The sequence below is a fragment of the Pseudogemmobacter hezensis genome, from assembly GCF_013155295.1.
Classification (GTDB): Bacteria; Pseudomonadota; Alphaproteobacteria; order Rhodobacterales; family Rhodobacteraceae; genus Pseudogemmobacter; species Pseudogemmobacter hezensis.
The window spans coordinates 89,031-103,250 of sequence record NZ_JABJXT010000008.1 but is presented as its reverse complement, the minus strand read 5'-3'; the positions used below and the strand labels follow the sequence as shown (position 1 = coordinate 103,250).

Sequence of the window (14,220 nt, the reverse complement as noted above, 5' to 3'; positions counted from 1 at the left end):
GTCCACAAGATGTTGAAGGTTATGGCTCGGACGGGTTCAGGGGCAGGATCAGGTCGCATTCTGAGCAGCGATGTCTGGCAGAGGGTTTCACGCCTGCGCCGTCAGCGCAGGTTTCAGACGGCTTTCACACTGGGGCTGGTCTTTTTGGGCCCGGTTCTGGTGGTGGGCACCTTCCTGCTGCTGGGGCCGATGAATCACTCTGGCAACTCGCCGGCGCTGCGGCTGATTCTGCTGGCCGATTTCGTCTATGTGCTGCTGATTGCGACGCTGGTTCTGGCGCGGATCATGCGGATGGTCTCGGATCGGCGTCGCCGCTCGGCCGGGTCAAAGCTGCATATGCGGCTGACCGGGGTTTTCGCGGGCATGGCGCTGGTGCCGACGGTGCTGGTCGCGGTTTTCGCGGTGCTTTCGGTCAATCTGGGCCTGGAAGGCTGGTTTTCCGAGCGGGTGCGCTCGGTCGTGGGCTCGTCGCTGGCGGCGGCCCAGGCCTATGAAAGCGATCAAAGCGCCAGCCTTGCGCAGGATGCGATTGCGCTGGCGGCCTTTCTGAATGCAGCGCGCGAACAAAGCGTCATGCTGCGTGACGATCAGCTGCGCCCCCTGCTGGCGAAGGGGCAGGAGCAGATCCAGCGCGGGCTGAAAGAGGCCTATCTGGTCGATGGCATGGGGCAGCTGAAAACCCGGGGGGAAAACTCATATCTGTTTGATTTCGAACAGGTTCCCGCAGGCAGTATTGAGAAGGCCCAGGCCGGCGGCGCGGTTTTGATCCCTGACTGGGCGAACAATGAGTTCCGCGCCCTGGTGCGGCTGCCCGCCTATGCTGACCGCTATCTCTATGTCTCGCGTGAGGTGGATGGGCGGCTTCTGTCGCTGCTGGATGAAACCACCGAGACCGTTAAGCTTTATAACCAGCTGGAATCGGATCGCGGCAAGCTTTTGCTGAATTTCGGCCTGATCTACCTGGGATTCGCGCTGATCGTGATCCTGGCGGCGATCTGGCTGGGGCTGTGGTTTGCGGAACGGCTGTCGCGCCCGGTAGGCCGCCTGACGGGGGCGGCGCAGCGGGTGGGCGAGGGTGATCTGGATGTGCAGGTGACCGAAGAGCAGGGCGATGATGAGATCGCCATGCTCGGCCGTATCTTCAACCGGATGACCCGGCAGCTGAAAGGCCAGCGCGCCGCACTGGAGGCCAGCCATGCCGAGACCGAGGAACGGCGGCGCGTGTTCGACTCGGTGCTCTCAAACGTGACGGCCGGGGTGATCGGGCTGGGCAGCGACGGGCGCGTTGACTTCATCAACCGCGCCGCCCTGCGCATCCTGGACCTGGGCGAGGATGTCGATGATCGGCCGCTGGACGAAATCGTCCCCGAATTCGCGGGCCTTTTTGGCAATCTGCGCGACAGCAAGGGCAATCTGGTTCAGGAAGAGATCCGCATCACCCGGCGCGGCCAGATCGAGAACCTTTTGGTGCGCATGGGCGAGCGGCATGACCAGCAAAACGGGGCCGAGGGCTATGTCGTCGCCTTTGACGATGTGACGGATCTTGTATCCGCGCAGCGGATGGCGGCCTGGGGCGATGTGGCGCGGCGGATCGCGCATGAAATCAAGAACCCGCTGACGCCGATCCAGCTTTCGGCCGAGCGGGTGAAGCGCAAATTCTCAAAACAGGTGCAGGATGTCGAAGAGCTGCAAAGCCTGACCGATGTTATTGTGCGTCAGACCAATGACTTGCGCCGCATTGTTGATGAGTTTTCCAAATTCGCCCGCATGCCGGAACCGGATCGGCGCGAAACCGATCTGATCGCAATCGTGAAAGACGCGGTGACCCTGCAACGGGCCGGCCAGCCCGGCGTCAACTTTGTGACAGAGATCCCCGAAGGGCCGCTTTTGCTGGATCTGGACGCGACGATGATCAGCCAGGCCCTGACAAACCTGATTAAGAACGCCGGGGAAGCCACTGAAACCTTTGCGGAAAATGCGGCGTCTGCTGGATATGTGCCGCAGATCCGCATCCTCTTGCACAATGACGAGGCCGAGACGGTCATCCGCATCCTGGACAATGGCACCGGCCTGCCCGAAGACCGGGCCCGCCTGTTCGAGCCCTATGTAACCACCCGCGCCAAAGGAACAGGGCTGGGGCTGTCCATCGTGCGAAAGATCATCGAGGAACATGGCGGCAGCCTCAGCCTGAGTGATGCCCCTGTTTTTGAAGGAAATTCCCATCACGGCGCCATGGCAGAGATCCGCCTTCCGCGGCTGCACAAGCGCCGGATGGGCCGCAACCTCGCGCCGCAACCAGCCGCGCAGACCGCAGAACAGACAACAGACAACAATAGCCCGCAACGGGGCGATGACGCCCCTCACAGCGGGAATGGAGACTGAGATGAGCATTCTGATCGTCGATGACGAAAAAGATATCCGCGAGTTGATCGGAGACATCCTGAAAGATGAGGGCTATTCAGTTCGCCTGGCAGCCAATTCTGAGGATTGTATCAGCGAAATCAACGCTGAAGCGCCCGATCTTATGGTGCTTGATATCTGGCTGAAAGACAGCCGGATGGATGGGATCGACATCCTCAAAACCGTCAAACGCGACAATCCCGACGTGCCGGTGATCATCATTTCCGGCCATGGCAATGTCGAGATCGCGGTCGCCGCGATCAAGCAGGGCGCCTATGACTTTATCGAAAAGCCCTTTAATATCGATCAGTTGGTGCTGGTTGTTGCCAGGGCGATGGAAACCTCGCGCCTGCGCCGCGAGAACAATGAGCTGAAGCGCCGCGATGTCACCTCGACCGAGATGATCGGCTCCAGCCCCTCGTTCAAGGCGCTGAAATCGCATCTCGACAAGGTGACGAAATCGAATGGGCGGGTGATGCTGACCGGGCAGCCCGGCTCTGGCAAAGAGCTGGCGGCGCGGTATATCCACCTGAACTCGAACCGGGCCTCGGCGCCCTTTGTCACCGTTTCCTCGGCGACGATTGAGCCAGAGCGGATGGAAGAGGTGCTTTTCGGCCGCGAAACGCCTGAACGTGGCGTCGAGGCGGGGCTGCTGGAACAGGCCCATGGCGGCGTCGTCTATTTCGACGAGGTGGGCGATATGCCCAATGGCACCCAGTCCAAGATCCTGCGGGTGCTGACCGAGCAGCAATTCACCCGCGCGGGCGGCACCGACAAGGTGCGCGTCGATCTGCGCGTGATCTCTTCGACCTCGCGCGATCTGCCGGGCGAGATCCGCGCCGGCCGCTTCCGCCAGGAGCTGTTCGACCGTCTGAATGTCGTGCCGATCCAGGTGCCCAGCCTTGCCGATCGCCGTGATGATATCCCCGAACTGGCCCGCCATTTCGTCGAGTATTTCCATCGCAGCCAGGGCCTGCCGCAGCGGGTGATCAGCCAGGACGCCGAGGCGATGCTGCAGACCATGTCCTGGCCCGGCAATATCCGCCAGCTGCGCAATATGATCGAGCGGGTGCTGATCCTGGGCGATGGCGCAGGCGAGATCGAGGCCCGCGAGCTGCCCGGAAATGAGGGCCAGGGGGCCCAGGGCGACAGCATGGTTCTGGGCGGCGCGGTCGCAACCCTGCCGCTGCGCGAGGCGCGGGAATTGTTCGAGCGCGAATATCTGCTGACCCAGATCAACCGTTTCGGCGGCAATATCAGCCGCACCGCCAATTTCGTCGGCATGGAACGCTCGGCTCTGCACCGCAAACTGAAAAGCCTCGGCGTGGTGACCTCGTCGAAGTCGGGCACCCGCAGCGCCTATTTCGATGAGGAATTCCAGGAGGGGGATGACGGCTGACGCCCCATCCCGCCAGCGCTTGCGGCATCGCCGCCACATTGCAGCGCATAGCGGCCCATTATAACAGGCGCGTCAAAGGCAGGAGAGCGGTATGAAAGTCATCATCTGCGGCGCGGGTCAGGTTGGCTGGCAGATCGCCCGTCAGCTGGCGGGCGAGAAGAACGATGTCACAATCGTCGACACCAATGCCGAGCTGATCCGCCGCGCGACTGAGATGCTGGATGTTCAGGGCGTGGTCGGCTTTGCCAGCCATCCTGATGTGCTGGCCCGGGCCGGGGCGCGTGACGCCGATATGGTGATCGCCGCGACCTATTCCGATGAGGTGAATATGGTCACCTGCCAGATCGCCGCCAGCGCCTTCAATGTTACCCGCCGCATTGCGCGGATCCGGGCGCAGAATTACCTCGAGACCGGATATTCCGATCTCTACAATGCCGACCGGCTGGCGATTGACGTGATCATCAGCCCCGAGCGCGAGGTGGCCGAGGCCGCGTTGCAGCGCCTGGCCGCGCCAGAGACCTTTGATACCGAGGTCTTCATGCAGGGGCGGGCACATCTTCTGGGCCTGCAGCTCAGCGCGGAATGCCCGGTTCTGAACACGCCGCTGCGGCAGTTGAATGATCTCTTCCCCGGCCTCAGGGCGATTGTGGTGGGGGTGCGCCGCCAGGGGCGGCTTTTCGCGCCCGACCCCAATGACCAGCTGCTGGAGGACGATCAGATCTATATCTTCGTCCATGCCGAGGATGTGCAGCGCAGCCTGGGCATCTTCGGCAAACGCAGCCACAAACAGGACCGCATCGTCATCATCGGCGGCGGCAATGTCGGGCTGACCGTCGCCCGCACGCTTGAGGCACGGCTTGACCGGGTTCGGGTGCGCATGATCGAGCGCGACCGCGCCACCGCCGAGGCCGCCGCCGATCAGCTGTCGCGCACCATCGTTCTGAATGGCGACGGGATGGATATGGAGCTGCTGGCCGAGGCGGCGGTTGACCGCGCCGATGCCGTGCTGGTGGTCACCGATGACGACAAGACCAATCTGCTGGTCTCGGTCCGGGCGAAACAGGCGGGCTGCCAGCTGGCGATTGCGCTGGTCAATGACCCGACGATGGCGCCGATGATGGCGGCGCTGAATATCGACGCCTGGATCAACCCGCGGGCCACGACCGTCAGCTCTATCCTGCGCCATATCCGCCATGGGCGGGTCAGGGCGGTCTATTCGCTGGGGGATGGCGAGGCCGAGATGATCGAGGCGCAGGTGATGTCGACCTCGCCGATTTCGGGGCGTATGATCCGCGAGATCGCCTTCCCCGAGGGCGTGCTGGTCGGCGGTGTGATGAAGGGGGATCGGGTGCTGAAACCCCAGCCCGATATGCGCATCGAGCCAGGCGATGTGGTCGCAGTCTTTGCCCTGACCAAAGACGTCCCCGAGGTCGAGCGCCTGTTCCAGGTCTCGATCGACTTTTTCTGATGCCCGGTCCCGCCAACAACGCGCCCGCCGAAAGCAATGCCGGGCGCGGCGCGGCCCCCAATCCGGCCCCCAATCCGGCACGCCAGCCCGCACCGCGCCAGCCCGCACCGCCCCAGCCCGCATTCAGGCAGCCGCGTGGCCCTGCCCTGCGCGAGGTGCCGCTTCTGGTGCTGTCGCTGGGGGTGGTTGGCCTGCTTGCCCTGGTGCCCGCAGCCCATGCCGCGATCATGCGCGACGCCCATACGGCGCAGGCGTTTTTCTATGCGTCGCTGCTGCTTCTGACCCTGACCACGATGCTGGCGATTGCCACCCAGCGGCCCGCGCGGCGCAGCACGGCCTATGGGCAGCTTGGCGCATTGGCGGGCACCTATGCGATTTTGCCCTTTGCTTTCGCGCTGCCGATGCTGTCGATTTTGCGCGACACCACGCTGCTGAACCTGTGGTTCGAGATGCTATCGTCTTTCACCACCACCGGGGCCACGGTCTATGCGCCAGACCGTCTGCCGCCCTCGGCGCATCTTTGGCGGGCGATGGCGGGCTGGCTGGGCGGGTTTTTCGTGTTGCTGGCCGCCTGGGCGGTGCTGGCGCCGCTGAACCTTGGCGGCTCTGAGGTGATATCGGGGCAGTTGCCGGGGCAGAGCGGTCAGCCGCTGACGTCTGCCAGGGGTGGAGGGGCTGCTTCCGGCACGGCCGCCCCGTCGGGTCATCGCCTTTCAGGCAGTTTCGCCGACCCGCGAGAGCGGCTGATACGTGTCGCAGCGGCGATTTTGCCGGTCTACCTGGGGCTGACATTCGCGCTTTGGCTGATGCTGCTGGTGGCGGGCGAGGATGGTCTGATCGCGCTGACCCAAGCGATGGGCACGCTTTCGACCAGCGGGATCAGCGCCGGGACGGGCAGGGCGGTGGCGGGTTCGGGCCTCGCGGGCGAGGTGCTTATTTTCTTCTTCCTGCTGCTCGCGCTCAGCCGTCATCTGATGCCGTTTGAGCTGCCTGGGCAAAAGCGCACCCTTTTGCGCCAGGATCCTGAAATCCGGCTGGGCCTGTTTCTGATCGCGCTGGTGGTGCTGGCGCTGATGCTGCGCCATCTGGTTGCCGATGCCAGCGCAGGCTCGGACGAGGGGATTGCCGCGCTGATCCGCGCCTTTTGGGGAGCGCTGTTCACCGCCACCTCTTTTCTGACCACGACGGGCTATGAAAGCATGTGGTGGTCTTCGGCGCGCAGCTGGGCGGGGATGGGCTCGCCGGGGCTGATGCTGATGGGGCTGGCGATTATCGGCGGCGGGGTTGCGACCACGGCGGGGGGGGTGACGCTGCTCAGGGTCTGGGCGCTGTGGCTGCAGGGGCGGCGCGAGCTGGAGAAAATCATCCACCCCCATTCCATCGGCAGCGGTGGCGCGGCCAATCGGCGGCTGGGGATGCGCGGGGCCTGGTTTGCCTGGATCTTCTTCATGCTTTTTTCCATTTCGGTGGCGCTGGTCACGGCGGTGCTGACGGTTTTCGGTCTGCGCTTTGAAGAGGCGCTGATCTTTTGCCTTTCTGCGCTGACGACCACCGGGCAGCTGGCCTGGCTTGCCGGCGAAGAGCCTTTGTCCTGGGCCGGGCTTTCTGACCCGGTCAAGGTGATTCTGGGGCTGACCATGGTTCTGGGCCGCCTGGAGACGCTGGCGCTGATCGCATTGCTGGCCCCTGGCAACTGGCGCGGCCGCGGGGGGCGGCATTTATCCGGCAAGCACCGGGGATAACTGGTTTTTTCGCAACAGTGGCGGGCATTCCGGCCATATCTCCGGGGTGAATCGTAATTTCCGCTCTGGAAACCCTGATATTCCCGCCTATTATCCTTTCAGCCCGGCAGGTTTACCTTTTCCGGGGCTGGTGGGGCTGTTTTATCTTCTGATTTACGCAGGTCCTGCCGCACCATTCAAACCCGCGCGTGACGTGGGCCAAAGCGCAAGGCAAAAGAAACAATGGCTGGCGACAAACAGAACCTCCAGGACGCTTTCCTGAACCATGTCCGCAAGGCAAAGGTTCCGGTAACCATCTTCCTGATCAACGGGGTCAAACTCCAGGGTGTGATTACCTGGTTCGACAATTTCTGCGTGCTGCTGCGCCGTGATGGCCAGTCGCAGCTGGTGTATAAACACGCGATCTCGACGATCATGCCTGGTGCACCGATCAGTCTTTATGAAGGCGAAGACTGATAAATACGCCTTCAGATCCCCCCTCTGATTCCGCAGACGATCCCTCTGCATTCCAGCCAGCCCCCCTCTTGCCAGAGGGGGCAGCGGATGGTGAGGACGATTTCTTCGGTGCCCTGTCCAAAGACCGGGCAGAGCGCAGCAAGTGGCAGCTGACCGCGACCGAAAGGACGCGGGCCGTTGTTTTGCATGCCGATATCCGCCGCCGTCACAGCCGCCGCCTGCCCGAGCATGGGCTGGCCGAGGCCGTCAGCCTGGCGGCGGCGCTGCCCAATATGGATGTGGTCTGGTCAGAGGTGGTCAGGGTCTCGAAAACCCTGCCGGGCACGCTCTTTGGCCTTGGCAAGGTGGAAGAGATCGGCCAGCGCCTGCGGGCAGATAAGATCGGCCTCGTCTTTGTCGATGGTCCGGTGACGCCCGTGCAGCAGCGCAACCTGGAACGCGAGTGGAAGGTCAAACTTCTCGACCGGACCTCGCTGATCCTTGAGATTTTCGCTGACCGCGCCCGCACCCGAGAGGGCGTTTTGCAGGTGGAACTGGCCGCGCTGCAATATCAGCGCACCCGGCTGGTGCGCGCCTGGACCCACCTTGAGCGGCAGCGGGGCGGCTTTGGTTTCGTCGGCGGCCCCGGCGAGACGCAGAAGGAAAACGACCGCCGCGCGATTGACGATCACGCGATCCGGCTGCGCCGTCAGCTGGAAAAGGTGGTGAAAACCCGCCACCTGCATCGGGCGGCGCGGGCGAAAGTGCCTTTCCCGATTGTGGCGCTGGTGGGCTATACCAATGCCGGAAAATCCACGCTTTTCAACCGGGTAACCGGGGCAGAGGTGCTGGCGAAGGACATGCTTTTCGCAACCCTTGACCCCACCATGCGGGCGCTTGAGATCCCTGGCGCCAATGGCGGTTCGCGCCGGGTGATCCTGTCGGATACGGTGGGCTTCATCTCGGATCTGCCGACGCAGCTTGTTGCGGCCTTTCGCGCCACGCTGGAAGAGGTGCTTTCGGCCAATCTCATCCTGCATGTGAGGGACATCTCGCATCCCGAAACCGCCGAACAGGCCGCCGATGTCGAGGATATCCTGACCTCGCTGGGCGTGCCGCCCGAAACGCCGAAGTTCGAGATCTGGAACAAGCTTGATCTGGTTGACCCCTCAGCGCGTGAGGCGCTTGAGGCCCAGGCCGCCAGCCGCCCCGGCACCTTCGTTCTGTCGGCGCTGACCGGCGAGGGGGTGGATGAGCTGCTGACCGCGATCTCGGCCAGTTTTGAGGCCGAGAAGACCCGCGCGACGCTTGATCTGGGCTTTGATGCGGGGCGCAAACGGGCCTGGCTGCATCAGCGCGGGTTGATCACCGCAGAGAGCCAGACCGATGAGGGCTGGCGCATCGATGTCGAATGGAATGAGAGGCAGGCGGCGGAATGGGCGAAACTGTAAGCCCGAATGCTCTGAATACACCGGGGAATAGCCCGGGCGCTGTGACGCGGGTGGGGCGGGCGCTGGTTTGCGGGCTTTTGGGCACAGTGCTGGCCAGCGGCACGCATTACCTGACCCTCAGCGCCGGGGTGGCGATGCCCTATCTGGCGCAGGGGCGCGGCCTGCCGGAAACACCCTCACTGCCGCTGACCCCGGGCGGCCTGGCGCTGCATTGTCTGATCGCCGCGCTGCCGATGCTGCCGGTGCTGGCCGCCTGTTCCTATGGCGGGCGGCTGCTGATCGCCCTTGGCTTTGTCCTGGTCTGGGCGCTTGGCGGCGAGCATCTGGGCCAACTTTTCGCGGCAGATTTCGGCAATAGCTGGGGCTTTTCAGAACCCCTGCGCAGCCTCTATCTGCGCGGAAGTTTCAGCACGGTGGCGGTATTTGTCTGCCTCTTTGTGCTTTGGACCGTGCCATCTCTGCCCGGCGACCGTCAGGGTGCCGGGGCATCCGGGGGTCGCTGAGGCCCTTTGCGCGACTGACACCGATAGCGGGCCGCATAGGGCTGATCTCAATGCCCTATGCGGCCCGCTTTCATTCCTGCGGCTGATCGGCTGCCCCTGCCGGGGTCAGCATCATCACACCCGCTGCTGCCGCATGGGCGAGATCGGCATCCAGCGACATCGGGGTGTATTCACCGCGCCGCCACAGCTCGCCCAGGTCGTCATAATGGCGCGACAGCGGATGGCCCGACTGCCCCGTCGCGGTGATGAAGATCGAGCTGTCGGGGTCGGCAAAGTCATAGACCCCGCGATAGCCCGCGCCATGGACGTTCAGATAGGGGTTCGGGCCAGAGCCTTTCGTCACCCCCCGCATCAGCGTGTCATCCCCGCCCGAGGTTGACTGGCGGATATTGACGAACCAGCGCAGGAAGGGCACCTCGCCCAGCACCGCATGATCATGCGTGGCCTGATGCGCATCGCCCCAACGCCAGCTTTCGATATTGCGACCATAGCCTTCCGACAGCTGGATCAGCGCCTCGTCCAGCGCCATCCGCGCCATATCGGTGCAGGTCTCGACCGGGGCCGATTGCACCACATCGCACCAGACCGAGGCGCCGCCAATATTGCGGTAGACGCGCTCGATAAAGACCGGGTCGATGCGGCGGAAATTCTGCGCCAGCGGCCCCAGCTCGTCCTGGACCAGCCGCTCCATCAGCACGCGCAGCCAGGCCTCGGCGATCAGCGGCTCGGGGGCATGTTCGCTCATTTCGCCATTCCAGGCGGCCAGCAGGGTCAGCGCCCGCTGGCGGAACTCTTCCTGGCTGCCGGTGGGGGCGGCCTCGCCGGTGAACCACAGATCGGCGCCGACCAGCGGCAGCAACAGCCGCGCCGTGGGGTTCACGGTATCCAGCTGCGCCTCCATGAAACTTTCGCGGGTATGGACCTCGCGGGCCTGGAACAGCGCAAGCCAGGCCTGGATGCGCTGTGTGTCGCCCCAGTTGAAGCTGACATGATGCGGGAAGGGGCGGTCAACGGTCTTGTTGTTGGTATTGCCCAGGATCCCCTCGGGCGGGTTCAGGAAGCGCGGGTTTTCCTCATAGGGGAAGATCCCTTTGAAGCCCGTCGCCGCCACCCAGCCCGGTGCAGGCATCCGCCCCTGGCTGGGGTGGGCTGCATCGCGGATCGGCATCGCGCCGATCATCTGCAGCGCGATCCCCTCTTTGCCCGCCAGCATCAGGTTCTGCGCCGGCGCGATGTAAAGACGGCCCGCCTCGATCGCATCGCTGATCGATCTCGCCTTCATCAGCCGCATCGCCGCCGTCATCGAGGTGTCAGCGGGCGAAAGCGCCGTCCAGGACATCACCGCCACATGGCCCGCAGGCGTGACCGATTGCAGATCATACTGCCGGCCCGACAGAACGGGCCCGTTTCTCGACCAGCGCAGCGTCAGGGTCAGCGGCTCGGCATCTTTGACGCGCACCACGGTCTGGCGGGTGGTGAATTTCTCATATGTGCCGTCAGGCAGCTGATATTCCTCATTATTGTCGGGGTTCAGCTTTTCAATGACGATGTCCTGGTCATCCAGATAGGCTGTGGTCAGGCCCCAGCCCATTTCCTCGCTGCGCCCGATCATCACCACGGGCATGCCGGGGATGGTCGCGCCGATCACGCCGCCTGTCGACAGCTCCAGCCGTGCCAGATACCAGATGGTCGGCGCAGAAAAGCCCAGATGCGGGTCATTGGCCAAAAGCGCGCCGCCCGCGGCCGAGCGTTCCGCCGCCGCAGCCCAGGCATTCGAGGCCCCCGCAAGCGCAGGTTCCGCCAGCGGCGAAAACGGGCCAAGGGCGAAATCGACGGGCTTTGCGCCGGGGCCTGGCGTGGCACCGGGGATCAGGCTGGCATAATCGGGCGAGGTGATGCCCTTCGTCGGATCCTCTGGCAGGATATCGGCCAGCCGCTCTGGCGAAAGCGTCAGCGACAGCCTGGCCCGCAGCACCTCATTCTGGCCCTGGCCGGTCAGCTGCAGCGCCATCAGTTTCAGGATGGCAATCGAATCCGCCGGGGCCCAGGCGGCGATCTCCCGGTCAAAAAGCCAGAATTCTGGCGCGCCCCGGCCCCGTGCCCCGGAATTGACCTGCTCGATCCAGGCATTGACGCCTGCCGAATAGGCCTCAAGCACCGCCAGGGTTTCGGGATCCTGCGCCTTCACCGATTCCAGCGCCAGGCCGTAAAGGTCGTAGCGGCGGACCAGCTCGTCCACGGCCAGGGTGCGCGGGCCGAACATCTCAGACAGTCGCCCCTGCGCGGTGCGCCGCAGCATGGTCATCTGCCACAGACGATCCTGGGCATGCACAAAACCAAGCGCGAAATAGGTGTCATGGTCGTTCTGGCCGAAAATATGCGGCACCGAGTCGTTGTTTCTGACCACCTCGACCGGGCCGGTGATGCCATCGAGGGTGAAATCCTCGTTGTAATCGACCAGTGAGCGCGACAGGAACCAGTAAAACACCATCAGCGTCACAAGCGACAGCGCGATCAGCCCGGCGACAATGCGCATCAGCCAGCGAAAAAGGGTCAGCATTGGGGCCCGTCCTTGACGACCAGAGTTCAAAGGGTTCCTAGTCGAACAAAGGTCCAAGGGCAATTCACGGCAAAAGGAGCACCGCCATGGCAAAAGTCGCATTTCTGGGGCTGGGGGTGATGGGCTTCCCCATGGCGGGGCATCTGGCCGCGAAGGGCCATGAGGTGACGGTCTGGAACCGCTCGCCCGCCCGCGCGCAGGCCTGGGGGGCGCAGCATCAGGGCAGGGTGGTTCCCTCGGCAAAAGAGGCGGCGGCGGGGGCCGAATTCGTCATGTGCTGCGTCGGCAATGATGATGATCTGCGCGAGGTTTGTCTGTCGCCTGAGGGGGCATTTGCGGGCATGGCCCCGGGCGCGGTCTTTGTCGATCACACCACCGTTTCAGCCAAAGTCACCCGTGAGCTGGCGGAAATCGCGGACGCAAAGGGGCTGTCTTACGTCGATGCGCCGGTCTCGGGCGGTCAGGCGGGGGCGGAAAACGGTGTGCTTTCGGTGATGTGCGGCGGGGCACAGGCGGATTTTGAGCGCGCAGCCCCGGTGATTGCCGCCTATTCCCGCATTTGCCGCCGGATCGGCGATGTCGGCGCGGGGCAGCTGGCCAAGATGGTGAACCAGATCTGTATCGCAGGGCTGATGCAGGGGCTTTCCGAGGCGCTGGCCTTTGGCGCGAAGGCCGGGCTTGATGGTGCTGCCGTGGTCGAGGTGATCAGCCAGGGCGCGGCGGGCAGCTGGCAGATGGCGAACCGGCATCAGACCATGCTGGAAGACCGTTTCGATTTCGGCTTTGCCGTTGACTGGATGCGCAAGGATCTGGCGATCTGCCTTGATACCGCCGAAGAGATCGGCGCCAGCCTGCCGGTCACCGCGCTGGTCGACCAGTTCTATAAGGATGTGCAGCTGATGGGGGGCGGGCGCAATGACACCTCCAGCCTGATCCGTCGCCTGCCGCGCTGAACCAGGAAAGACGCCGCCAGAAGCGCAAAGCCAGAGGCGCAAGGACTGTCAGCGGCGGGTGCGGGCGCGTATCACCAGGCGCAGCGCCAGACCCGCCGCTATCACAAAGAGCAGCAAAAGCCCCAGATGCAGCCCGTGCAAACGGCCCAGGATCACATGCGCGGCAAGGCCGAAATGATAGCCGATGGCGGTGAACCCCACCGCCCATACCAGGCATGACAGCGCATTCAGCGCGGTAAATCGCAGCCAGCTTACCCCGGCCTGAGCCAGCAAAATCGGGCCCAGAATGCGCGTCCCGGGCACAAAACGAAACGCAAGCGTCAGCCCGTCCGGATGATCGGATACCCATTGCCGGATCTGCGCCGCCCCGGGTTTCCCCCGCAGCCGCGCCAGCCGCGAGGCGATCCAGCCCTGGCCAGAGATATGGCGCGACAGCAGAAACCACATCTGATCCCCGGCAACGGCACCGCAAAAAGCAACGATTGCCGTGACCTTCCACCCTGTCAGCCCGTGATGTGCGATCACCCCGCCCAGCACGGCGGCGGTTTCGCCCTCAAAGAAACAGCCCCAGAATACCGCCCAAAGCCCCCAGCGAGAAATCAGGCTTTCCAGCGACATGGTCAGATCCGGGTCATTTCAGGTTCGGGTCATTTCAGTTTCGGGCCATTTCAGATCCGGGTCGGATCAGGGAATGATACGGGTGTATTTCACGCCCGCCAGCGTTGCGCCTGCGATTAGCCCCTGCTGGCCGAAGATCAGCGCGATGACCGGCTCACTTTCGGTGGTGGCCTTGCCGATCGAGGCGCCTTCCTCGGGCGTTGCATAGCGCAGATCGGCCGAAGCCGCCCAGCCGGACGAGCGACGGAACTCTTCCATCGCCGAGGGAGTCATGAAAAACAGCGCATGTGCATATTGCTGCGCACCGATCTGCAGGCCAACGCTGGCCTTGGTGGCCGAGTAATAATCGACCGTCGCGCCCTGGATGCGCAATGCACCGCGCCCGAAAGCGCCGCCCCAGACAAATCCGGCCTCGGTCATCAACGGCATGTAAAGCACGCCATTGGCGCGGCTGGCCAGCTCACGCGTGCCCGGATAGCGGCCGAAGAGATAGTTCTGCGTCGCATCGACCCGCGCATCAATCTGCGCCGCCCCGTTCGAGCCAACCCCATTGCCGCAGGCCGCCGTCAGCAGCGTTGCCGATCCTGCACCAGCCAGCAAGGCGCGTCTTGTCAGTTTTTCCATAGCTCTGCCCTCAATACCGTAAGCAGGGGCTCTGTGTCCCCATTTGCGCTAAATCTAGCGGGGCAAG

The 14,220-nt window shown here is 63.8% G+C and carries 11 protein-coding genes; 8 read left to right on the top strand and 3 right to left on the bottom strand.

Annotated features, from left to right (window positions below; translation table 11 throughout):
- Positions 1-21: 21 nt before the first annotated feature.
- The 7 genes from HOY34_RS10720 to HOY34_RS10690 all read left to right on the top strand — a co-directional run bounded on the left by HOY34_RS10720 (position 22) and on the right by HOY34_RS10690 (position 9,398).
- Positions 22-2,382 (top strand): sensor histidine kinase NtrY-like, encoded by a 2,361-nt coding sequence (locus HOY34_RS10720; protein WP_172362623.1) that lies wholly within the window; start codon positions 22-24, stop codon positions 2,380-2,382.
- 1 nt (position 2,383) lies between these two features.
- Entirely contained in the window at positions 2,384-3,799 is a 1,416-nt protein-coding gene (ntrX, locus tag HOY34_RS10715; RefSeq protein WP_172362621.1) for a nitrogen assimilation response regulator NtrX, read from the top strand.
- Positions 3,800-3,890: 91 nt separating this feature from the next.
- Positions 3,891-5,267 (top strand): Trk system potassium transporter TrkA, encoded by a 1,377-nt coding sequence (gene trkA / locus HOY34_RS10710; RefSeq protein ID WP_172362619.1) that lies wholly within the window; start codon positions 3,891-3,893, stop codon positions 5,265-5,267.
- Positions 5,267-7,009 (top strand): potassium transporter TrkG, encoded by a 1,743-nt coding sequence (locus HOY34_RS10705; RefSeq protein WP_253944383.1) that lies wholly within the window; start codon positions 5,267-5,269, stop codon positions 7,007-7,009. The genes trkA and HOY34_RS10705 overlap by 1 nt, the downstream gene beginning before the upstream one ends.
- Positions 7,010-7,231: 222 nt before the next feature.
- A complete protein-coding gene (gene hfq, locus HOY34_RS10700) occupies positions 7,232-7,465 on the top strand; it encodes an RNA chaperone Hfq (RefSeq protein WP_107672734.1) in 234 nt (77 codons plus the stop codon).
- A gap of 113 nt (positions 7,466-7,578) precedes the next feature.
- Positions 7,579-8,895, top strand: coding sequence for a GTPase HflX (hflX, locus tag HOY34_RS10695; protein WP_436645198.1), 1,317 nt, complete (start codon positions 7,579-7,581; stop codon positions 8,893-8,895).
- Positions 8,880-9,398 (top strand): hypothetical protein, encoded by a 519-nt coding sequence (locus HOY34_RS10690; protein WP_172362617.1) that lies wholly within the window; start codon positions 8,880-8,882, stop codon positions 9,396-9,398. The genes hflX and HOY34_RS10690 overlap by 16 nt, the downstream gene beginning before the upstream one ends.
- A gap of 70 nt (positions 9,399-9,468) precedes the next feature.
- Here the strand turns inward: HOY34_RS10690 and HOY34_RS10685 are convergent, their stop codons facing one another.
- Positions 9,469-11,958, bottom strand: a complete 2,490-nt coding sequence (locus HOY34_RS10685) for a penicillin acylase family protein (RefSeq protein WP_172362615.1) — start codon at positions 11,956-11,958, stop codon at positions 9,469-9,471.
- Between the two features lie 86 nt (positions 11,959-12,044).
- On the opposite strand from HOY34_RS10685, the gene HOY34_RS10680 reads away from it, so the two are divergent.
- On the top strand, positions 12,045-12,911 hold the full coding sequence (locus HOY34_RS10680; protein ID WP_172362613.1) for an NAD(P)-dependent oxidoreductase: 867 nt from the start codon (positions 12,045-12,047) through the stop codon (positions 12,909-12,911).
- A gap of 48 nt (positions 12,912-12,959) precedes the next feature.
- Here the strand turns inward: HOY34_RS10680 and HOY34_RS10675 are convergent, their stop codons facing one another.
- Positions 12,960-13,529 carry a DedA family protein gene (locus HOY34_RS10675; RefSeq protein WP_172362611.1) on the bottom strand — a complete coding sequence of 190 codons (570 nt, stop codon included), beginning with the start codon at positions 13,527-13,529 and terminating at the stop codon, positions 12,960-12,962.
- A 66-nt stretch (positions 13,530-13,595) separates the two neighbouring features.
- Complete coding sequence (locus tag HOY34_RS10670) at positions 13,596-14,153, bottom strand: lipid-binding SYLF domain-containing protein (RefSeq protein ID WP_172362609.1); 558 nt, start codon at positions 14,151-14,153, stop codon at positions 13,596-13,598.
- Between the last annotated feature and the right edge of the window lie 67 nt (positions 14,154-14,220).